The organism is Aequorivita aquimaris, from assembly GCF_001573155.1.
GTDB classification, from domain to species: domain Bacteria; phylum Bacteroidota; class Bacteroidia; order Flavobacteriales; family Flavobacteriaceae; genus Aequorivita; species Aequorivita aquimaris.
This window is the reverse complement of the sequence record NZ_JRWG01000001.1, coordinates 288222-308796: the sequence shown is the minus strand read 5'-3', so window position 1 is coordinate 308796 and position 20575 is coordinate 288222. Positions and strand designations below refer to the sequence as shown.

23 protein-coding genes are annotated in these 20575 nt (G+C 36.7%); 8 read left to right on the top strand and 15 right to left on the bottom strand.

Going from position 1 to position 20575, the window contains the following annotated elements:
• Nucleotides 1-75: 75 nt before the first annotated feature.
• From LS48_RS01395 to LS48_RS01365, 7 genes are all read right to left on the bottom strand, one after another.
• The gene (locus LS48_RS01395) at nt 76-516 is read right to left on the bottom strand and encodes a PepSY-like domain-containing protein (protein WP_157881707.1); all 441 of its coding nucleotides are present in this window, start codon (nt 514-516) and stop codon (nt 76-78) included.
• A 161-nt stretch (nt 517-677) separates the two neighbouring features.
• Nucleotides 678-1400, bottom strand: a complete 723-nt coding sequence (locus tag LS48_RS01390) for a pirin family protein (protein WP_062619220.1) — start codon at nt 1398-1400, stop codon at nt 678-680.
• A gap of 33 nt (nt 1401-1433) precedes the next feature.
• Nucleotides 1434-1718 carry a GNAT family N-acetyltransferase gene (locus LS48_RS01385; RefSeq protein ID WP_062619217.1) on the bottom strand — a complete coding sequence of 95 codons (285 nt, stop codon included), beginning with the start codon at nt 1716-1718 and terminating at the stop codon, nt 1434-1436.
• Between the two features lie 43 nt (nt 1719-1761).
• Nucleotides 1762-2691, bottom strand: a complete 930-nt coding sequence (locus LS48_RS01380; RefSeq protein WP_062619215.1) for a DUF5996 family protein — start codon at nt 2689-2691, stop codon at nt 1762-1764.
• Nucleotides 2692-2859: 168 nt separating this feature from the next.
• Nucleotides 2860-3378, bottom strand: coding sequence for a YceI family protein (locus LS48_RS01375; RefSeq protein WP_062619213.1), 519 nt, complete (start codon nt 3376-3378; stop codon nt 2860-2862).
• Between the two features lie 11 nt (nt 3379-3389).
• The gene (locus tag LS48_RS01370; RefSeq protein ID WP_078056359.1) at nt 3390-3833 is read right to left on the bottom strand and encodes a DoxX family protein; all 444 of its coding nucleotides are present in this window, start codon (nt 3831-3833) and stop codon (nt 3390-3392) included.
• Between the two features lie 515 nt (nt 3834-4348).
• Nucleotides 4349-4546: a hypothetical protein gene (locus LS48_RS01365; protein ID WP_062619756.1), complete on the bottom strand. Its 198-nt coding sequence runs from the start codon at nt 4544-4546 to the stop codon at nt 4349-4351.
• A gap of 186 nt (nt 4547-4732) precedes the next feature.
• Here LS48_RS01365 and LS48_RS01360 point away from each other — a divergent pair, with 186 nt between their 5' ends.
• The 4 genes from LS48_RS01360 to LS48_RS15070 are packed head-to-tail and all read left to right on the top strand — an operon-like array spanning nt 4733 to nt 6376.
• Entirely contained in the window at nt 4733-5488 is a 756-nt protein-coding gene (locus LS48_RS01360; protein WP_062619209.1) for a hypothetical protein, read from the top strand.
• Nucleotides 5489-5491: 3 nt separating this feature from the next.
• Nucleotides 5492-5887, top strand: coding sequence for a DUF5675 family protein (locus tag LS48_RS01355; RefSeq protein ID WP_062619207.1), 396 nt, complete (start codon nt 5492-5494; stop codon nt 5885-5887).
• Nucleotides 5888-5891: 4 nt separating this feature from the next.
• Nucleotides 5892-6134, top strand: coding sequence for a hypothetical protein (locus LS48_RS01350; RefSeq protein ID WP_062619205.1), 243 nt, complete (start codon nt 5892-5894; stop codon nt 6132-6134).
• A gap of 5 nt (nt 6135-6139) precedes the next feature.
• The gene (locus LS48_RS15070) at nt 6140-6376 is read left to right on the top strand and encodes a hypothetical protein (protein WP_078056358.1); all 237 of its coding nucleotides are present in this window, start codon (nt 6140-6142) and stop codon (nt 6374-6376) included.
• 76 nt (nt 6377-6452) lie between these two features.
• Here LS48_RS15070 and LS48_RS01340 read toward each other — a convergent pair whose 3' ends face one another.
• The 3 genes from LS48_RS01340 to LS48_RS15260 form a co-directional block, all read right to left on the bottom strand.
• A complete protein-coding gene (locus LS48_RS01340) occupies nt 6453-6875 on the bottom strand; it encodes a DUF6943 family protein (RefSeq protein ID WP_062619200.1) in 423 nt (140 codons plus the stop codon).
• 451 nt (nt 6876-7326) lie between these two features.
• A complete protein-coding gene (locus tag LS48_RS15265; RefSeq protein ID WP_157881706.1) occupies nt 7327-7491 on the bottom strand; it encodes a hypothetical protein in 165 nt (54 codons plus the stop codon).
• A gap of 771 nt (nt 7492-8262) precedes the next feature.
• Nucleotides 8263-8421, bottom strand: coding sequence for a hypothetical protein (locus tag LS48_RS15260; protein ID WP_157881705.1), 159 nt, complete (start codon nt 8419-8421; stop codon nt 8263-8265).
• Nucleotides 8422-9631: 1210 nt separating this feature from the next.
• Between LS48_RS15260 and LS48_RS01330 the strand changes: the two genes are divergently transcribed.
• A complete protein-coding gene (locus LS48_RS01330; protein WP_062619198.1) occupies nt 9632-10321 on the top strand; it encodes a ferredoxin reductase domain-containing protein in 690 nt (229 codons plus the stop codon).
• A gap of 66 nt (nt 10322-10387) precedes the next feature.
• Nucleotides 10388-11827, top strand: coding sequence for a pyridoxal phosphate-dependent decarboxylase family protein (locus tag LS48_RS01325; RefSeq protein WP_062619192.1), 1440 nt, complete (start codon nt 10388-10390; stop codon nt 11825-11827).
• A 166-nt stretch (nt 11828-11993) separates the two neighbouring features.
• On the opposite strand, the gene LS48_RS01320 is transcribed toward LS48_RS01325, so the two are convergent.
• Together LS48_RS01320 and LS48_RS01315 are read right to left on the bottom strand one after the other, a co-directional pair.
• Nucleotides 11994-12785: a CPBP family intramembrane glutamic endopeptidase gene (locus tag LS48_RS01320; protein WP_062619190.1), complete on the bottom strand. Its 792-nt coding sequence runs from the start codon at nt 12783-12785 to the stop codon at nt 11994-11996.
• 352 nt (nt 12786-13137) lie between these two features.
• Entirely contained in the window at nt 13138-13809 is a 672-nt protein-coding gene (locus LS48_RS01315) for a ferredoxin reductase domain-containing protein (protein ID WP_062619187.1), read from the bottom strand.
• A gap of 357 nt (nt 13810-14166) precedes the next feature.
• Between LS48_RS01315 and LS48_RS01310 the strand changes: the two genes are divergently transcribed.
• A complete protein-coding gene (locus LS48_RS01310; RefSeq protein WP_062619184.1) occupies nt 14167-14535 on the top strand; it encodes a DoxX family membrane protein in 369 nt (122 codons plus the stop codon).
• A gap of 19 nt (nt 14536-14554) precedes the next feature.
• Nucleotides 14555-15226, top strand: a complete 672-nt coding sequence (gene folE, locus LS48_RS01305; RefSeq protein ID WP_062619754.1) for a GTP cyclohydrolase I FolE — start codon at nt 14555-14557, stop codon at nt 15224-15226.
• Nucleotides 15227-15367: 141 nt separating this feature from the next.
• Here folE and LS48_RS01300 read toward each other — a convergent pair whose 3' ends face one another.
• The 3 genes from LS48_RS01300 to LS48_RS01290 all read right to left on the bottom strand — a co-directional run bounded on the left by LS48_RS01300 (nt 15368) and on the right by LS48_RS01290 (nt 20571).
• Nucleotides 15368-18604: a cytochrome c biogenesis protein gene (locus LS48_RS01300; protein WP_235810993.1), complete on the bottom strand. Its 3237-nt coding sequence runs from the start codon at nt 18602-18604 to the stop codon at nt 15368-15370.
• A gap of 330 nt (nt 18605-18934) precedes the next feature.
• Complete coding sequence (locus LS48_RS01295) at nt 18935-20206, bottom strand: c-type cytochrome (RefSeq protein ID WP_062619179.1); 1272 nt, start codon at nt 20204-20206, stop codon at nt 18935-18937.
• Between the two features lie 32 nt (nt 20207-20238).
• Nucleotides 20239-20571, bottom strand: coding sequence for a plastocyanin/azurin family copper-binding protein (locus LS48_RS01290; protein ID WP_078056357.1), 333 nt, complete (start codon nt 20569-20571; stop codon nt 20239-20241).
• Nucleotides 20572-20575 lie beyond the last annotated feature (4 nt).

Here is a 20575-nt window from a genome sequence, read left to right as displayed (position 1 = left end):
GGACTTCAATTTTTCCTATTAAAAAAGGGACTGAAATAATTCAACCCCTTCAATTTTAAATTTACGGTTATGAATTTAGTCTCGCATAGCCTTTAAAATCTGCCCATTTGTGTTGAAGGTAATTACAATACTTTCGTTCCAGCTTTTTTCCAATTCAACTACATAAGTTGTATCTCCTCCTTTTTCTACGGATTCAACGGAGTCAATTTTATAGTTGGGATAATCTCTTTTTATGATTTCCATTAAATTTGCTGGAATCTGGGCTCGTGTAATGTTTTTTTCCACCTTTACCATATTGCCGTCTTTGTTGAACCATATTTCGTGCTCCATTTTGCCAACTTCAAACTCTACTTTATAATCCGTTCCGCTTCTTTCCCATTCAATATCGGTAGCGTTGGGATAGACCTTTAAAAGACCTTCGGTAAAACTTTTTGGGACTTCGCTCGATTTTAAATCCTGCGCATTCATTACCACCGTGGCAAGCATTGCGAAAAGTACTAATGTCAATTTTTTCATATTCATAGTTTTATCGTTATTTGTTAAAGATACGAAATGTTTACCTGACAATTAATGACTTATATCATATTGCGCGATTGGACTTTTATGCTGAGATTTCTATTCTTTTTAAAATTACTATGAAGAATATCCTAAATTTGTAAAAAGAGAAATTAATCCATTTAGGCGTTTGGAAGACTCATGGGCACTTCCATCAAAAGTATTTCGGAGTTTTCAAGCGCTTCAATTTTGAATGAATTGGTATCGCTGATGCCGAGGCCGTCCCTTCTTTCCAAAATTTGTTCGCCAATTTTTGCCTTTCCCTCAAGGATAAAAACATACACGCCATTTCCTTCTTTTTTGAGGAAATATTCCTTTGAAATACCCTTTTCAAATTTTGCCAAATGAAACCACGCATCTTGATGTATCCAGACGCCGTCATCATCCTTATTTGGAGAAACGATCTGTTGAAAGTCATTCGGTTTTGCATTGGCTGCGGCGTTTATTTGTCCATAGCGTGGCGTAACGTTCATTTTATTTGGAATTACCCAAATCTGCAGAAACTTTACGGGCTTGTCGGGATCGTTATTGTATTCGGAATGCATCACTCCGGTGCCGGCGCTCATAACTTGGATGTCGCCAGCCTTTATGATGGTTTCGTTTCCCATATTGTCCTTGTGCCTCAGATCGCCTTCCAAGGGTATGGAGACAATTTCCATATCCTTATGCGGATGGGTACCAAACCCCATATTTCCTGATACCGTATCGTCATTCAGGACGCGCAATACGCCGAAGTTCATACGTTCCGGATTGTAATAATTCGCAAAGCTAAAGGTGTGATAGGAATCTAACCAACCGTGATTGGCGTGGCCTCTGCTGTCTGCTTTATGATAAATGGTTTTCATGATTTTTTTTATTAATTGTTTTTGAGGTCTGCTCTATGCAAGTACGTCAGAAAGGCTATCGTCCCTATCGAAAGTTTTCTTTGCATAAGGGCAAAGTGGGATAATCTTTAAATCGTGCTTCCGTGCGTAATCCACTCCAGTCATTACCAATTGCTTGGCAAGGCCTTTTCCGCCAAACGCTTCTTCAACGCCCGTATGGTCAATTATGAATTTATTCTTGCCGGCCCAGGTGAAGGTCATTTCACCGGCAAATTCATCGTTTTCATAAATTACAAAGCGTCCTTTCTTTCCGTTGTCTTCGCGTTCTATTTTAGTCATAATTATCTGTGTTTTTAAGTTATTGAAAGTGTTGAATACGCAATTACATTTCCTTGAGATCTGGAACCTTGAGTTTTTCAATATCCCAGTTCGCCTTTTTGGCACCCGCGAGATACGTAGATTCCAAAAACGATAGCAATTCCTCTCTGGGGTCATCAGTGCTCACTAAATCCTTGTATTTTAGAAGCGCCATGGGGCTGCCATTGTTGTCAATCCATTGTGCCGATGCGGGTTTTATGGTTTCTTTCTCCAAACCATCCGGTGCAGGGAATGTATAGGAATAGAAAGCGGGTTCGGGTACATTTTCGTCGCCAGCCCAAAATCCAAAACTTATACATTCGTGCGAGTATGCATCTTTATCTGAAATTCTCGCGTCTGCGGGCATTGGTGGGGCTTCGTTTCCGGAAAATCGCGTTACCACCAAGTCTAAAGAGTGCCAATAAAGATGGACGGGACAGGTTTTGCCGTAAAAGCGTCCACTGAATTCTTTAAAGACATTACTGATCCAAAGCATAGTTTTCCATAGCTTGTGGGTGTAATCTTCGTCATAGTGATGGTATTCGGTGATTTCATCAAAAGGTTTGTCGATATCCAAATCAAACGGTAAATCGACAATGGATACGGAAACATTCACCTTTTTCAACATCTTCATGAGATTTTGATAAAAGTCAGCAACGGTAAGCATATTGTTAAGCGGAAAATGTTCCGATTGGCCTTCGCTTGTGTTCACTTCCAGTTGGTGTTTCTTCACATTTAAGGTAATATCAAATTGTTCCGTTCCTGATTTAAAGGGAATGGGGCCCGTGGTAAACCCAGTGGTACCGATATATTCCGTAATGTACCACCAGTGGTTTTTTCGGGGCGTCATTTTTAACCGGACCTTTCCCATAATCTGCAAAAAAATATGCAGGGTCATTTTCTTTTCTACATTTCCTTTATAATGAAGGCTTGGCAATTGAATTTGATTTTGCATACTCTTTTGGTTTTGGATTGGAACTCGTTTAAAATAGTGGGCTTTGGTCTAATCGTTTCGTGTTATTTAGGAAATTTTCCATCGCCAAAGTTTATATAAACCCTTCGTAACTTTTAAAGTTAAGAAATTCAAACCTAAGAACTGATTAGACCAAAGCCTTTTCTATTTTTACTGCTTGATAAATTGAAGATTGGCAATAAGTCTAACCTTATCGCTCACCACAATGCTTCCCGCTTCGGTTACCGCGTTCCAGTTTAGGTTGAAATCTTTTCGGTTAATGGTTCCAGTAGCCTCAAAACCAGCTTTGGTCTGCCCGTAAGGGTCCACGGCTATTCCATTAAAATCTACGTCAAGTGTAATTTCCTTGGTTACGTCTCTTATAGTCATATCGCCGACCATTTTCTCACCGTCAAAGGATTTTGATTCAAAAGTGAGTTTTGGGAATTTTTCGGCATTGAAAAAATCATCCGACTTTAAATGCGTGTCTCTATCCTTATTTTTTGTGCTGATAGAATCAATTTTTGCGCTAAAGCGGAATTTAGCATTTTTAAAGCTGTCATCAGCCGCTTCGATAGAGGCGTCAAAATCGCTAAAACTTCCGGTTACTGTTGAAATCATCATGTGCTTTACTTTGAATTCGATTTCAGAATGTGCGGTGTCTACTGACCAATTTGTTTTCTTTTCCATTTTTTTAAGTTTTAATTATTATTTGTTTGAATTAATTTTTTGTTTCTCAATAACAGGTAATCCATAGAATACTTACCAGCACCCATTACCATAATCGTGATGTAGATTGCTGCGTAGAGTAGCGGCAATTCCTGTTTTGCGAACCCATCGTTACTATGGATTATAAAGGTTGCGACCAGCATGGTAATTAGTAATGGTAGGGCGGCCAGGCGGGTTCCCAATCCAAAGATTAATAGAATGGAACACGCTACCTCTGCAAAAACCGTAAGTGCAAGCGAAGCTGTGGCTCCTAAGCCGAGAGGGTCTAAAAATTGTATTGGCTCACCGCCGAATAAAGTTTGAAATTTCCCCATGCCGTGGGTAAGCATGAAAATACCTGCCGTCAACCGAAGTATAAAAAGCAATAAATCAAGTTGTTTAGAATAAGTGCCGGACGTAAAAATGTGTTTCATCATTTGTCTTAAAAGGTTTTGTTATGCTAAGAATTTTTATTTGATACAAAACTACGGCGCAAAATAGACCTGCGCATTGATGTATGATAAGAAGATAAGGTTTTGTAAAACAGACCTTTAATAAGAGGTTAGTATTGGGTGTCGCTGTTCCCAATGCTCTCTTTGAAATGAAGTCGGGATGACAGGATTTTCATAATCCTTGAGAAATCCTCGGTGCAAATGGCAAATGAACGCTTTTCACGTTCCCATCCATCCACTTACAAAAGCAATACTTTTGACATTACTGAAAATAAAAAATGACCTGGCCAGGCCAGATCATTTTCCGTTAAGTCGGGATGACAGAACGACCACCCTGTAAATTGTATATTGATAATCAGTTACTTATGCTTATTTTTTAATAAGGGTAACCGATTAGGGTACATTTATTTTAATGAGCGTTGAATTGATTTGACTTCGAATTCTTAATAAAGATAGGATTTTATAAGGAGATTTTCAAGTTTAAATTGGGGTATTTGCTATTAGTCGATAAGGAATTCTTTTACTGTTTCTATGTTTAATCCTGTGTATTCTGCGAACTCTTCTGGGGTGATGAAATGGTGAGGTTCTTTGTCAAAATGCTTTCTAATTTGGTGTAAAAGGAGTCTGCCATAGCGCTCACTTCTTCCAGTGATGCGTTGGACGTCTTTTGGAAATATACATACTCTATCTGACTTCATAATATAATTTTCATACACTATCCATACTTCATCCATACACTATCTATGCTTTATCAATACAGCATCAATATTTTTTTTTACCGGAAATTTCGGTAAAAGAGGTTGTTTTCGGAATAGTTGTAGGGTCAAAATCGTGAAGTTTTGTAAAAATACGGTGATTTGTTGAGAACTTAAAATTTTATTGAAATGGCAAGACAAAAAGGTATTATCAAATTAAAAGGGACTATCGGAGATATTTCTTTTTACAAAACAAGTGACGGACATCTCGCTAGAGAAAAAGGCGGGGTTGAGAAAGAACGTATTTTGACGGATGACGCATTCCAGAGAACGCGCGAGAACGGTTCTGAATTTGGAAGGGCCGGAAAAGGTGGAAAGCTTATTCGCAATGCTATTAGGGTGTTGTTACAGAACGCTAAGGACAAACGGGTTACTAGTAGACTTACTAAGGACCTTGTTGCGGTAGTGAAAACCGATCCTGTGAACGAGCGTGGATTGCGTACAATTCAAGATGGGGATATGGCCCTTTTGAATGGATTTAATTTTAACCTCAACGGGAAATTAAATACTACGCTTTTTGCTCCTTATGTTGTGGGTTATGACCGTGTTACAGGAGATGTAACCGTGGATTTGGATCCATTTAGCCCTACGCTTAGAATTGCAGCTCCAGGTGGTACTACCCATTTTAAATTGGTTATGGGAGGATCTGAGTTGGATTTTGAAAACGAAATTTTTGTTTTCGAGATGGCGGATTCTGGAATTTTGCCCTACACTGCTGCAGATACTGCTGCCATTAATTTGGCCGGGGTATTAACCCCTAACTCTGTGCTGCCTGTAATTGAAGTGCTTGGGGTAGAGTTTTACCAAGAAGTCAATGGGCAAATGTATCCCTTGAAAAATGGAGCATTTAATGCACTGGCCGTAGTTACTGTTGACACCCCATAAGTTATGGAATTGGTATTACAGCGAAGTTATCACAAGGAGGGTACCAATGGTGCCCTCTTCTTAAATAATAAATTTCTGTGCTTTACAATTGAGCTTACTTTGTTTGCAAATAGGCGCTCTGAATCTTGCATTCCAGAATACACCTATGAATTAGTGGCTCGGCAATCAAAAAAATTCGGAAATCATCTTTTAGTAAAAGGTGTTTTTAAAAGGAGCTTAATTTTGATTCATCCAGCCAATTATGCTAAAGAGGAACTCCGTGGATGCATTGCTCCGGTTAGCCAATTGACAGGTGTTGGACGAGGTTCCAATTCACGACAGGCGATGCAGAAAGTATTGTCTTTATGCCATCAGGCATTTGAAAGAAAAGAACAAGTACTATTAACCATTAAATCTTAGCGTTATGAATATAATAGAGAGATATAAAAAACCTACACCTAAATTTTTTAAGATAATAAGAAACTTAGGTATTGGGATGATTATATCTGGAGCGACTATATTGGCAGCTCCAGTGGCATTGCCAGCGGTGCTATTGACAATAGCAACCTATATAACTGTTGCCGGAACAGTAGTAACTGCTGTCAGCCAAGCTGTAGTGAGTGATGCTAGCGGTGAGGAAAATAAGTCTAATCAAGATTTAAATTAAAAAAAATGTCTTTTAAATCTTTTTCTACAATAGTTGGAACCTGCGGAGGAACAGTTTTGGCCACCGTACCCGTTCTTGGATCGGATGATTTTATAAGAACTGCAATATTGGCTTTTATTGGCGCGGTGATTAGTTTTTCGGTTTCATTTTCGTTGAAAATAGTAGTGAAAAATGTATTTTCTGCAAAGATTAAGTCATATTTCAGTGCTTGGAAGTCCAAGGATAAAAACACTAATCAATAATTATGTAAATTTCCTTATATGAGCACATCAAGCCCGAAAATTAATTCGGGCTTTTTTTATGGCTAACTGTTTTGTGTCAATTTCTATCAAGGTTATAAGATTGCATCAAAGCAATTTGATATTCTTTGAGGCATCTTTCTTGATATTTAAGATGTTCACTAATATTTTGTAGTTTTTTAAGGGCTTTAAACCTGCCATTCCAATGATGGCCATCATAATTTTTGCTTGCTTTTTTCAATAAGTAATGAATTTGTCCAATGTGGATAAATGGAATAACGGAACCGACCAATCTTGGTTTAAAATATTGACCTGTAAACAAAATGTTGCAAATCCAGAAAAGCTGCTCATTTTCTTCCTTTGAATTTGCAAAGACTACAAATGAATTTGAAACTGGTCCATAGCTTGGTCTGCCGGTGTTGTTCCCTTTATTAAGGATAAAGAAGTGTGGCGTTTTGTAATGTGCTCCGGGTCTGTGGGTTTTGATTTTGAAAGTTTTCATAATACATCATTTTTAAAGATTAAACTTTCTTTGTTTCGCTTCGCTCCACCAATATTTTTTTCGGAAAAAGGAAAAGAAAAAAGAAAAAAAGAAAGCTGTATCCCAGTGGGTGCGCCGAAGCTGTCAAGGTTTTTGGAAAAAATACTACCCGGGTTAGTAGGACGAGGTTGTCAGTGAGCAGTATTCAGTTTATATGAAGGATTATGAGGATATACAGATGTAGGGTGGAGATTTTTTTCAAAACCCGGAGGGCCTGACCTTTACAGCTTCGATAAGCGTGCCTACTACCTTTGCTTCCTTTTTTTATTTTTTTTGAAAATATTATCTGTTATCTGTTATCAGTTATCAGTTATCGGTTATCGGTTATCGGTTCTCGGTTCTCGGTTCTCGGTTCTCGGTTGTCTGCTGAATGGAGTTGTTTCTGGGCTGTGTATTGTGTGTTGTTTGTAGCTTATTTTTGACGGAATTCGGGACAACTCGCGCAGGAATAGGTGATGTTTGTTGAGGGGAAGGAGGATTTTGATAGGGAAGGGTGCAGGGTTTTTGGGGCTGTAGGATGTTGAAAGTGCTCCGCGGCCACCGGGAAAGGTTTTATAATCATAATCTGTTTAGACATAAGGATTGTTTCTAAATATTGAATTAGTTGTTACAGTGGCTGCGGGGCGCTTTCTTTTGAAGATGGAATATGATAGCACCAGAAACCCTGCACTCTTCCTTTAGGGGCGTGGAAGGCTGGTAGCCCTAAGGTTATTGGGTATTAGGGATTTGAGGATTAGTAGCGTTTTTTTTGAAGGGCACTGGATACCTGCCTGGAGTGCCCTCATTTGATTGTAACAGCACCTATTCCTGCAACCGCTAAATGGGGCGGGTGGGCACTTTACAGACGGATTTTGAATTTTAGGTATTTGGCGGTTGTTTGTTTTTAACGGAATTCGGGACAACTCACGAAGGAATAGGTGATGTTTGTTGAGGGAAAGGAGGATTATGATAGGGAAGGGTGCAGGGTTTTTGGGGCTGTAGGATGTTGAAAGTGCTCCGCGGCCACCGGGAAAGGTTTTATAATCATAACCGGTTTAGACATAAGGATTGTTTCTAAATATTGAATTCGTTGTTACAGTGGCTGCGGGGCGCTTTCTTTTGAAGATGGAATATGATAGCACCAGAAACCCTGCACTCTTCCTTTAGGGGCGTGGAAGGCTGGTATCCCTAAGGTTATTGGTATTAGGGATTTGAGGATTAGTAGCGTTTTTTTTTGAAGGGCTCTGGATACCTGCCTGGAGTGCCCTCATTTGATTGTAACAGCACCTATTCCTGCAACCGCTAAATGGGGTGGGTGGGCACTTTACAGACGGATTTTGAATTTTAGGTATTTGGCGGTTGTTTGTTTTTAACGGAATTCGGGACAACTCGCGCAGGAATAGGTGATGTTTGTTGAGGGGAAGGAGGATTTTGATAGGGAAGGATGCAGGGTTTTTGGGGCTGTAGGATGTTGAAAGTGCTCCGCGGCCACCGGGAAAGGTTTTATAATCATAATCTGTTTAGACATAAGGATTGTTTCTAAATATTGAATTCGTTGTTACAGTGGCTGCGGGGCGCTTTCTTTTGAAGATGGAATATTGATAGCACCAGAAACCCTGCACTCTTCCTTTAGGGGCGTGGAAGGCTGATATCCCTAAGGTTATTGGGTATTAGGGATTTGAGGATTAGTAGCGTTTTTTTTTGAAGGGCTTTGGATACCTGCCTGGAGTGCCCACATTTGATTTTACCAGCACCTATTCCTGCAACCGCTAAATGGGGTGGGTGGGCTTTGGCGACGACTGTTTCCTCCTTCGCTGAAGCTTCGGAGGTCGAATTATGGAGAAAGCTATTTTGGGAAGGTAATTTAATAGCCGAATGTGAGCGGCTGGGGGAGGAGGAATTTGACAGAAGGATAATTTTTATGGAGGTGTGGAAACTTGGTTGTGGGACGAATGTGAGCGGCTTGGGCTATTTTACATAATGGCGTTATAGAACCACCGCAGCAGGATTTTGTTTTTTTATCTTATTTCTTACGGTTGCTTCTATAACAGACCATTATGTAACATAGCCCTGGGGTGGTTTTCTCTGGCGGACTTTTTGTTTTTATGATAATGAACTAATTGTTAGCTAATTTCTAGGGAAGACGCAGCCCTTACGAATGTACCTTATAAAGACGGATTTGTGGCTCTTTGCTTTTTTTTGTTTTTCCTATTACTTAAATATACTTGTTAAACAAAAAAGCAATGGGCCACACTTAGTTATGACGGGTTTTACAAAAAGTGTGACAGAGAAAACCACCCTACTCCTGATTGTTTTGACTTGATCTATATTTGATTTTGGAATTTGAGAATTATTTTTAAAGACATAGTTTGTAATGAGGTAGAGATTACTAGTAGAGAATGGCTTTAAAAGGGTTATATTAAAAAATTAAATTCCCCATGTTTGAACGATTAAAATAAAAAGCTAAGTATCTGTACCGATGGCTAAGGGGTTATGATGTGCGTACAGCTCTATATTTTAAATAAGCAAACCCAAATATCCCTTAATTGAAAATTATCCAAAAATTCCTTTGGGCAATTATCAACTTAAGCATGGCTATGCTCTACAGGCACAAATATATCTAGAAATCAGTATTATAAATGCTACTGAAAATAAACATAAAACCCAAACCGCTCCCATTTTAATGTAACCAGACCTTGATTTCTTAATCCAATAGCTAAACACAAACGGGTTGAACTATGAGCGGTTTTATTTTTCCATACAGAGTCAAGATCTTACAAAAGAAAAAAATTAATCAGAGTGTAATTCGTTTTCAAATAGAAAAACCTTACGGATATAAATTCGAGCCAGGACAGGCTATTGATTTGAGTATCGATCAAAAGGGATATGAACTTGACGTCGCTCCATTTACCATAACAAACACAAACGACAATTCTTTTTTGGAGTTATATATTAAAATAAGTCCAAATCGCGATAGCTTGAGTTATGGCTTGGCTTCTTTAAACACAGGCGCGGTATTACAAATTACCGAACCTTGGGATACCTATAAATATCAAGGAAGTGGTGTTTTTATTGCAGCAGGAACCGGTATAATGCCTTTTTTGCCCATTTTAAAATCGCTTGTAACAGAGAGTAAAATACTTAAAGATCACAAATTGATTTATGCTAACAAAAGACAAAAAGACATTCTCTTTAAAAATCAGTTAACCCGTCTTTTGGGCAAAAATTATATTAATATATTGAGCACCTCAAAAGCGCGGGACATGATTTCTGGGAGAGTGGATCTACCTTTTCTCAAAGAGCAGATCAAAAATTTTAATCAACATTTTTACATCTGTGGCCCGAAAAAGTTTGAAGGAGATGTTCGAAAATACTTGATACAATTAGGGGTTAAAAAAGGTTATATCCAGACGGGGTATAACTTTTAAGAGTGCACCAGCAGTATCTTCAACCATCAATTAAAAAAAATATATTCTACTTTAGTAAAAATCAATATGGAGATAAAAAAAAATAAAGGATATACGGACGGAGAATTTCCATTAGAGATAGACGGCCCAAAACGAAAAGTAGTTCATAAAGCGATATTGGATTTCACCAATGATTTTTTAAATACAATTGATGATGCAAAAGCTTTTCACTTTAACACACATGCCAAAACAGAACAGGATGATTTATTTGAAATTGGAGAAGGCACCCTAAAATTGGACAAATTACTTGATTTAATCAAAGAACGTGTTGTCAACACTGGCTTAAACCCTGCTTCGGGCGGTCATATGGGTTATATCCCCGGTGGTGGGATATATACCGCTGCTTTAGGCGATTATCTCGCGGCAGTAACCAATAGCTATGCCGGCGTATTCTATGCTTCCCCCGGTGCTGTGAGAATTGAAGATGCCCTTATTAATTGGTGTGGCAATTTGATAGGTTACAACGAAGGTTTTGGAGGAAATTTAACATCTGGTGGTAGTATAGCCAATTTAATAGCACTATCAACTGCCAAGAAAACTAAAAATATTACCTCTAAAAATATTCAGAAAAGTGTAATTTATTGCTCACAACAAGCACATCACAGTATTTACAAGGCGATTAGTATTGTTGGACTAGAGGAGTGTGTGGTGCGTCAGATCCCATTGGATAAAGATTTTAGGTTATCATCGCCACATTTCAATGAGCAAGTTGAAAAAGACATCAATAATGGTCTTAATCCATTTTTATTAATTGCCAATGCTGGTTCTACGGATGTAGGCGCTATAGACCCCTTACAAGAGCTTGGCGCCATTTGCGAATGGAATTCCATTTGGTTTCATATAGACGCCGCCTATGGAGGTTTTTTTACATTAACTGCTTATGGTAAAAATAGACTTCAAGGTTTAAAATTAGCCGATTCGGTAATTTTAGACCCCCATAAAGGTATGTTTATGCCCTATGGTTCTGGTATGGTATTGATAAAAAATATAAACCATTTACTCAAAGCCAACAGCTACTCAGCTAATTATATGCAAGATGCCGATAAGGAAGCCCATTATTCTCCAGCTGATTTATCTCCCGAATTGAGTAAACATTTCAGGGGCCTGCGTATGTGGTTACCTCTAAAGCTATATGGAGCTGAAGTTTTTTCTGATTATCTTGCAGAAAAGCTCAATCTAACTACATATTTACATAAAAAGTTAATACAAATGGGGTTTACGATTGTCTGTGAACCAGCGCTTACTATCATCGCTTTTAGGTACAATTTCAATGACAGCAATAACGACGACTTAAACAAAGCACTCTTAAACCATATACTGGAAGACGGGCGTATCTTTATTTCCTCAACTATTCTCAACAATCATTTCACCTTACGTGCAGCTATTTTAGCTTTTAGAACACATAAAAAGGAAATTGATATCCTAATCCAACTTCTGAAAAGTAAATTAGAAGATTTATCAGCTTAATTTTTTTTTTGTTTAGCAAACAGTATTGGAAATGAAGGGGATTCATTTTATAAGTATAGGATGCTTTACTAAAAAATAAAGAGTGCAGCTCAAATACCCTTATCATATTTAGGATCATAAGAACACGAAAATCACGGTCTCTTTTCAATTTATGAGGTGTAATAACTTATACGCTATTAATTTTCCTTTTTAACAGCAAGTTCCTTTTATTTATTTCAAGACTCAATCCATTTTGTCTTTTATAAAGCACAGTTAACCCAATTATTAATCCTATGGTCACAAAACGGAAAATATTTGAATAAACATTGCCGAGGGCGGTTTCACTGACTGAGAATAGCTCCCAAGATAAATTCATAAATATGTGTAGAAAAATTGGGATATAAATATTGAATTTCCATTCGGTATAGACCCAGGCGAATAAAATACCCCCTAAGAAAGTAATTGAGAATACACCTATCATTTCTAACAAATCAGTACTTTGATACAGATGTAATACACCAAAATAAACTGCGCCAAAGAATACGGACGGTATAAAGCCAAGAGTAGTCTTTCTAAAAACTAGACCAAATAAGAATCCTCTAAAAAAAAGTTCTTCAAAAAAACCTGCTGAAATAATTGAAATTAAAATTGAATTTATCGAAATTTCGGTATTGAAGTCAAAAATAAAAGCAAACCCTATATACATAGGTAGTGTACAAATTAATGCAAATAAAAATCCATTAAAAATGGACTTATCTAACCCCAAACTCTTTAAAATTCCTGATCGACGAGATATAAGTAATGTACCCAATATTAGGGGTGTTGCAGAAATTGAATAGGTTATTATATGGCTTACACCAAGTTGATTTGTGAATTCAAATATCCATTTTCTAAGCGAGTTGAAGTATAAATCATCAAGAATAAAATATACTCCGAATGAAATTAAAACTATTAAAAGGGTTTTAGTTGAATTCTTCATTTAAAAATAATTATTGGTTTATACAGTAGTTCTTATTAAAAAGGCTCATTTGCGGAAATTTATAATTTTATAATTGTGCTGTTTAGTATTAGGTTTTATTAATTGTCCCCTGCCAAGATTTCATAAATGATTACCTCAAAAATTGACGCTAAAAATACTTTTCATATTGCTATTTATTAAAATATGGAGAATTTCCGTAAACTTTGAGAATATTGAACATACGCAAAATATTCAACTCGATTAAATTGTAACAAAACTAGAAATTTACCAATAGTCGTGCGGAGTTGGTTAAAGCCAAACCTTAATTAGGTACTTTCTCTACCACAAATTTTATGGAAATAACACAAAAATTTTAAAATGCTTCGGTCACAATTTTTTTCGCACCTACATTTAATTGTTTTAATTGTTTTAGAACAGCATCCATCATAGGCGGTGGGCCACATAGATAAAAAATTGTATTTGGTAAATCTGCGTTCTTTTTTATTATATCTTCGGAAACACGTCCATGTGCATATCCTTCTGTTTTTTCATCGGAAAGAATATTGATGAAGTTTTCGCCCAACATCTCATTAAATTCATCTTCAAGAATAATGTCTCTTTTTGTCTTATTGGCAAAAATCAGTTTGTTATTACCCAGTTTATTCTTTTCTTTTAAATCCCTTAAAATGGAAATAAAAGGCGTAACCCCGGCCCCACCAGCAATAAAAATTCCTTCTCCTTTATAGGAAATGGCGCCAAAAATGTCGTTTACAATGAGCCCATCCCCCTCTTTTAATGTAAGGAGCTCTTTAGTCATACTTTTGTGGGAAGGATAGGTTTTTATCATAAATTCTAAATAATCGTCAGATGGCAAACAAGTAAAAGTAAACGGTCTACCTTCGTTTTGCCATCCTTTTTTATCAATGAAAATTTCGGTGGCTTGGCCAGGTGTAAAACTGACATCTTCCGGTTTTTCAGTTACAATATGTAACACATTGTGTGTGATGTGTCGTATTGATATGATTTTTACAAGTTGATTTTTCATAATTTTTAAAGTTTATATGTAATACCTAATTTTCTGGTTAGTTGAACAGTTACCTCTCGCCGATCTTCCTCTTATTCTATAGCATTTAAATTTCTCCGAATAACTAGAAATGGTTTTTAGTTATCTCGATTAATTAAAATATTCTTTAAGACTTTTACGCTACTATGAATACACTTCATTAATTGTGTGTCTTCATTTTTTTAATGATTGGAAAAATCCCTAATACTAATAGCTTTCAACGGTTTGGGTTTTTATTTTAGATTAAAAAAGACAAAAAAAGTTACAAAGTTTTGTATCGTTTTTTAAAATTCCGCATCAAAAGGAAGTAAAAGAATTATTAACGTTTAAAAAAAAATTATGAACTCAAACGTACAATTAGTAAAAACCTTGTTGAAATATACTTTTGGATTAGTTCCAATTGTTGCGGGATTAGACAAATTTTCGAACATCTTGACCAATTGGTCGCAGTATATTTCAGAAGGATTTGCAGCAATGCTTCCTTTTGAGCCCATTACATTTATGATGATAGTAGGTGTAATAGAAATTATTGCGGGTGTCTTAGTTCTAACCAAAACAAAAATTGGTGCTTATGTAGTTTCGGCATGGTTGGTAGCAATTGCATTGACCTTAATTTTTAGTTGGAATTATGTAGATGTTGCCGTAAGAGATTTAGTAATGGCAATTGGGGCTTTTTCCTTGGCAAAACTATCTGAAAATAAAATATAAAAAGCCAACAATTAATTTTATGAAGCTAAATGGAAACGCACTTTTGTTAGAAAATAAAATAGTTAACTCGATTGATCACGTAGTAGCTAGAAATCCACTACGTGACGATGCTTTTGATAAAGACGAAGCCCTAAAGATTAAATTAATTAGAAAAAAATTTAAAGATATTATTGAAATCTTGGGATTTGACATAACCCATGATAGCATCAAGGACACTCCTGATCGAGTAGCAAAAATGTATGTAAACGAAATATTTAAAGGCATAAATCCAGTAAACAAGCCAAAAGTAACCGTATTTAAAAATGAGTATGGTTATCACACGCCTTTGATGGAATTGAACATTCCCTTCACTTCATTTTGTGAACATCATTTTGTTCCAATTCAAGGTAAAGCCAATATAGGTTATATCCCAAAAGATTATGTTATTGGATTATCTAAGATTCACAGGCTTGTTGATTTCTATGCACGACGGCCTCAAGTACAAGAGCGATTGACAATGCAAATTCTGCAAGAAATTTCTTTGATACTTGATACAGAAGATGTAGGAGTCGTTTTAAAAGCGAACCATAGTTGTATTTCTTGTAGAGGCGTAAAAAATATGGGAAGCTCAACGCTCACTTCAGTCTTTCGGGGCAAAATGGACAATGACCCTAACTTAAAGGCTATTTTGCTTGATAAAAATTATCAATAACCTTAATTTATCTCGCAAAACAAATACGACTTTGTGTTTTATTTGTAAATATGGATTAATAACAGCAAACTATTTTATGCCTTTTATTTATAATTAAAACCACACACAGTTAGGAGAAATAAAATAAAATATCCCCATTAATTAATGACTATTTTTTCTAACTGTGTTTTTATAATGTGCCACTATTGACAAAATGAACATTGCTGTCGCAGTTATATAAATCCAAATTGGAATAGGCAAAGGATCACCGGCAGCGTAAGAATGTAATCCGGTTAAATAATAGTTTACGCCAAAATAAGTAAAAATAATCGACCATATTGCCCATAAACTGGCAATATTAAAGGTTAGTTTCCCGCTAAGTTTCGGTACTAATCTTAAGTGTAGCACTACGGCATAAAATATAACCGATATAAATGCCCAGGTTTCTTTGGGATCCCAGCTCCAGTATCTTCCCCAGCTCTCGTTGGCCCACATTCCACCTAAAAAAGTACCTACAGTAAGTGCAAAAATACCCACAGTCAATGCCATTTCATTAACTATGGTTAATTCCTTGATGGAATTCTTGATTTTTTGAGTGGGTTTTGCTATGAACAGTAGTAATGAAATAGCGCTCAATACAGCCGATAAGCCAAAGAATCCATAGCTGGAGGTTATGATGCCCACGTGCACCATAAGCCAATATGATTTTAGAACAGGTTCCAAAGGTGTTATCTGCGGATCGAGCATGGAGCCTCCGTGTGCAAACCCCATCATAATCATTGCAACCAAAGCACCTGCTGCAGGAATGAATGCATTTCTATTTTTGTAAAGCAACAGTCCGGAGAGTACACCAATCCCAGAAATAAATATAATCGCCTCATAACCGTTGCTCCAAGGAGCATGTCCTGAAAGATACCAGCGAATTGCCAAAGCAATTGCGTGAAGACCCAAGGCGAAGACCATTATCCCCAACAATATTTTGGTTAATAGGAGAATTATATTATTGTATTTTGAGCCCCATGAAAATACCTCTGCAAAACCAAGAATGACCATAAAGAACCCCAATAAACTGTAAACTATCATCAGCCAAAAGAAAATATTGGACTGATTATAAAGAATCTCTAAACTGATTTTTGATTTGGAAGGCACAATATCCTTGCCCCATATTTGCTGAAATTCATCTATGTTTTCAATTTGCTCATTCGCTTTTTTCCAATTATTGGTTTTAAGGCCTTCTTTTACACCGTTGAAATATGGGGTTAGAAGTTCATAAGCTGTCTCGTCTATCACCACTGGTTTTTCTTCAGAGCTATAAATCCAACTTCTCCAGATTTGTGCGGAATCATTTTTTAGAGGAATGATATTGGTGTAATAACCGAAAGCAACATTGCTAAAAATATTAAATCGTTCTGTCACTTCAATTACAGCTTGGTCATACTTAGTTTGGTCAGCTTTTGGTTTACTAAAAGCGTTTTTATCCTGTTCTTGTAATTTATAAATTCCAGTATCGGGATCAACAAGATTAGAATATGATGTATATCCCTCGGCGTTGGCAGCAGTTTCCATTAAAAGTCTGTCACCTCCTTTTGCACCCACTTTTATTAAAGGTTCGTTGGCCCAATAAGCAGGATTAACTTGCATTGAGATAAACCACTGTTCTGGAGTAATTATACTATACTCTGTTCGGTATTTATCCTTTTTATAAATCTTTCGAAGCAGCTCGAGTGCGTGTGTATTTATAGGTTTAATTCGCCCTTGAAAATCCTGAACTAAAAGACGGCCAAACTTGGCGGCGTGATTTGGGTCGATAATTCTATTTGATTCAATTTCATTCGAAGTTAAAAACTGAGCATTGGGGCCAATCTTTTGTTGTAATATTGATTTCGTATTTAGTGCTCCTTCTGTTTGATTCTGGGCAAAAGAGGGATTTGTTTGCAAACCAAACCCAAGTAGCAATAGCAAAAGGACAGTTAGGCCCTTTTTTTTATGCATTTTCTTCAACGTATTGTTTAATTTCCAAAAATGAGTGCCTTTCCAAAATAATGTGAAGAACATTCCTATGAATAATAGCAAATATCCAAAATAGGTTACAGTCGTTCCCCACCAGTCTGCATTGACTGAAAGTATGGTTCCGCTTTCATCTGGGAAATAACTTGATTGAAAGAATCGGTAACCACGATAATCCATTACGTTATTCATATAAATGTGATGCTGTTCCTCTTCATCCGCATCGATTACCGTAATCATACTCTCATATGAAGAAGGGTTATTTGAACCGGGATAATGGTCAAGTATAAAATCGTCACAACGCAAAGCAAAATCTGTTTTAAATATTTTGGAACCAAATCCTAAAGAAACATTGAGCCCGTTAATTTTTAAAGATTTGCTCAGTTCGGTTACGCCTTTGCCGCCTTTCACCAATAATGTGTCAATTTCATTTCCGGATCTTAACTCTACTTGAATGAGGTCTAAAAGATTTTTATCCATTGGGACGTTTTTGACTCCACTATAATAAACTATCCTACCTCTGAAGGCACCTTCGGGAATGATAAAATTGGTATTATTTACAGTGTATAGTGTTCTAAAATTAAGAGTATCAATCACATTCGCTTTTACACTTCCCGATTGTTGCGCCAATAAAGAAGTGTCGGTTATTACACCTTTTTGCTGTCCTACCATAGACATATATTTGCCATCAGCTGGAATGGTAAGCATTAAAATCCCATTCTTTTCCAATATTTGAACAGCGTTTTGAACTGGCTTATTATAACTAAATTTTGTGCCATTAATACTTTTAATTGTACCTTCTGTAATATAATTATTGATCCTACCTTCATTTCCTATGGATACAATGTTAAGTATCTTTTTACCCAACTTTGTTTTTTGAAGGGAATCTTTGGCCAATGGAATATAATCAAGAGTTCTGAGAGAAATAATTTTATTATCAAACAGGTAATTTTGTTCATAGGTTTTTTTAAATGGCCATCTAGCGTCTTTTGAATTTAAATAAGACATCATATATGGGTTTTTGTCATATATACGCGTTACATTTCCGTCAGTGATATTTAACTTGAAATACGTGAGATCACTAATTATCTCATTAGTGGTTTGTCCTTCCTTTATAGGCATTTGGCCTTCAAAGCTGACGAAGCGTGTAATAGCTCCCCCTATAAATATGAATATAAACGCTATGTGAAATAATAAAATCGGCCATTTCTCTCTTCTGACAAGTCTGTAAGTTTTAATATTTGCAACAAATAATACAATAAGCCAAAACATCAAAATTTCAAACCAAGTAGCATTATAAACCAACACCTTAGCAGTAGGAGTGCCGAAAGCATTCTCTACAAAAGTCGCCATGGCCATGGAAATACCATATAACAATAAAAGAACCGTCATGGTTCTGGTGGAAAACAGAATTTTTTTGAGAGATTTCATCTTAAATTTCAAATTAAATGCTACCCAGTTTTAATGGTTAAACTCAGTCATTTTTTCTTTTTCCCTTCAGATGTTTGAAAGTGTAATTTAGAGTTAATAGGCTTTTATAGGATAGGGTTAAGTTCCACATATTTTATGTTAGTTGTTTATTTGGTAATAAAAACTGTCATATTTCAAAAAATAAAATAAAAGCACCTCCCCAGCGATTTATTCTTATAGAATTTATCTCACCAAAAAGATGCTTAGAAAACAAACAGAACATCCAATTTAACTTAACTTATGAATAAATACCTATATGGATTTTAGATATTCTGTAAGATCGGCTTTTTCAGAAGTACTCAAATTAAGATTTCTTTCTTGGTTATATCTTGATACAACATCAGCCAAGGTAGCTGAAGACCCATCATGGAAATATGGAGCGTGCTGCCATATACCTTTTAATGGGGTAACTCTCCATTTTTTGGTTGCAGATCGTTTAACATAATCTTTATCGACTGCTACTGAAGCGCTTTGCGGATGTAGTTTTCCTCCATCAATAACATCAGAAAATAGGGGTCCTGAATGGCAAGTTGCACATGCTGCTTTGCCTGAAAAAAGTTCTTTACCTCTTGTTGCGGCGGCAACGTCAAATGAGCCAACTGGAGGAGTTGGTGCAGAGAGGGAAAATTGATATGCTTGTAAAGCCGGAAGCTTATCGGTTACCAGGTCGTCACCTTCTCTATAGTCCCTTTCCAAATTAAGACGTGAATCAGCAAAATAGCCATGACCGTGCATTTGAGTAACAGCAACGTATCTATTCCAATACGCTACAGGACCTGCAGGCTCATGTTCAACATCGCCATCTCCCGTAAAGATAGCTTTAGGCAACCCGTATAGACCATATGCAGGAGGAATAACGACAGGGTTGTTTAAACCATCAATACTGTATCTTGGATCATAAATACCAGGACCCCAAGACGCGTATACATCCTTAGTCTGTTGATCTAAGGCTGGGGATAAGGAAATAATAAGGCCTGGATCCAGATCCCTATTAGGCCAGCCGTCCAGGCGGCTTCCTATACCTGGAGCAAATGAGTCATCCACAGTTGAATGGCAGAGCGCACAAGTAATTCCCATTCTGTCAAGTTTTAATGTACCATCCGAGTTTTCACTTACTTCTCCTTGCACCCCAACAACAGCATTAAGCTGCAAAAGAACTAAGGTGGTTTGGGGGTCATCTAAATCAACCTCCCCATTTTGAATCGCTTCAACTACAGCGGGAGGTAAAGCTTCAGCATCAACTTTTAGACCGACGCTTAAAGCAGTGGCTGGACTTACAGCACTTTCAATTACTTCGTTCATCTGTAATACATCTGTCCAAAACGTTTCATCACCAAAGGTGTCATATCTAAATATTTCTTGGCCTTGTTGGACTAATTGTGGATCTAAAGGCGGTAAATCTAAGCTCCCTTCACCGGGTGCTAAGCGACCAGTATCGCCATTATCATCGTTGCTACAACTATAAAGCCCAAAAAAAGCAATTACAGCCATAAGCAAACTAAAAGTCACATATTTTTTTTTCATTATCAATGGTTTTAAGTTTATATCTTAATTTTTTATTTATTAACTCTTATAGTTCCTTTCATTGTTTTGTGTAAATCGCAAAAATAATCCTCGTCTTTAGTGATGACTTTGCTCCAGGTTTCATTTTGACCAAATTGTTTCGAGCTCCAAGCTCTGTTTTTTTCATCCGTAACATCGTGAGGGTAAAAGTCTTTATTTATCCAAACGATGGTATCTCCTTTTTTTACACTGATATTAGCAGGAATAAACTTCATCTTTCTAATTTCGACCTTGTATTTTTTTGGAGTGCCTTGAGCGATGGCAGGAATTCCGATTCCAAGAACAAATACGAATTGTAACAATCTTTTTGTTTTTAGTGAGATCATAATC

Coding starts and splice junctions, on each gene's coding strand:
- LS48_RS01395 (WP_157881707.1), bottom strand. CDS start 516: ATGAAAAAATTGACATTAGTACTTTTCGCAATGCTTGCCACGGTGGTA.
- LS48_RS01390 (WP_062619220.1), bottom strand. CDS start 1,400: ATGAAAACCATTTATCATAAAGCAGACAGCAGAGGCCACGCCAATCAC.
- LS48_RS01385 (WP_062619217.1), bottom strand. CDS start 1,718: ATGACTAAAATAGAACGCGAAGACAACGGAAAGAAAGGACGCTTTGTA.
- LS48_RS01380 (WP_062619215.1), bottom strand. CDS start 2,691: ATGCAAAATCAAATTCAATTGCCAAGCCTTCATTATAAAGGAAATGTA.
- LS48_RS01375 (WP_062619213.1), bottom strand. CDS start 3,378: ATGGAAAAGAAAACAAATTGGTCAGTAGACACCGCACATTCTGAAATC.
- LS48_RS01370 (WP_078056359.1), bottom strand. CDS start 3,833: ATGATGAAACACATTTTTACGTCCGGCACTTATTCTAAACAACTTGAT.
- LS48_RS01365 (WP_062619756.1), bottom strand. CDS start 4,546: ATGAAGTCAGATAGAGTATGTATATTTCCAAAAGACGTCCAACGCATC.
- LS48_RS01360 (WP_062619209.1), top strand. CDS start 4,733: ATGGCAAGACAAAAAGGTATTATCAAATTAAAAGGGACTATCGGAGAT.
- LS48_RS01355 (WP_062619207.1), top strand. CDS start 5,492: ATGGAATTGGTATTACAGCGAAGTTATCACAAGGAGGGTACCAATGGT.
- LS48_RS01350 (WP_062619205.1), top strand. CDS start 5,892: ATGAATATAATAGAGAGATATAAAAAACCTACACCTAAATTTTTTAAG.
- LS48_RS15070 (WP_078056358.1), top strand. CDS start 6,140: ATGTCTTTTAAATCTTTTTCTACAATAGTTGGAACCTGCGGAGGAACA.
- LS48_RS01340 (WP_062619200.1), bottom strand. CDS start 6,875: ATGAAAACTTTCAAAATCAAAACCCACAGACCCGGAGCACATTACAAA.
- LS48_RS15265 (WP_157881706.1), bottom strand. CDS start 7,491: ATGTCTAAACAGATTATGATTATAAAACCTTTCCCGGTGGCCGCGGAG.
- LS48_RS15260 (WP_157881705.1), bottom strand. CDS start 8,421: ATGTCTAAACAGATTATGATTATAAAACCTTTCCCGGTGGCCGCGGAG.
- LS48_RS01330 (WP_062619198.1), top strand. CDS start 9,632: ATGAGCGGTTTTATTTTTCCATACAGAGTCAAGATCTTACAAAAGAAA.
- LS48_RS01325 (WP_062619192.1), top strand. CDS start 10,388: ATGGAGATAAAAAAAAATAAAGGATATACGGACGGAGAATTTCCATTA.
- LS48_RS01320 (WP_062619190.1), bottom strand. CDS start 12,785: ATGAAGAATTCAACTAAAACCCTTTTAATAGTTTTAATTTCATTCGGA.
- LS48_RS01315 (WP_062619187.1), bottom strand. CDS start 13,809: ATGAAAAATCAACTTGTAAAAATCATATCAATACGACACATCACACAC.
- LS48_RS01310 (WP_062619184.1), top strand. CDS start 14,167: ATGAACTCAAACGTACAATTAGTAAAAACCTTGTTGAAATATACTTTT.
- folE (WP_062619754.1), top strand. CDS start 14,555: ATGAAGCTAAATGGAAACGCACTTTTGTTAGAAAATAAAATAGTTAAC.
- LS48_RS01300 (WP_235810993.1), bottom strand. CDS start 18,604: ATGACGGTTCTTTTATTGTTATATGGTATTTCCATGGCCATGGCGACT.
- LS48_RS01295 (WP_062619179.1), bottom strand. CDS start 20,206: ATGAAAAAAAAATATGTGACTTTTAGTTTGCTTATGGCTGTAATTGCT.
- LS48_RS01290 (WP_078056357.1), bottom strand. CDS start 20,571: ATGATCTCACTAAAAACAAAAAGATTGTTACAATTCGTATTTGTTCTT.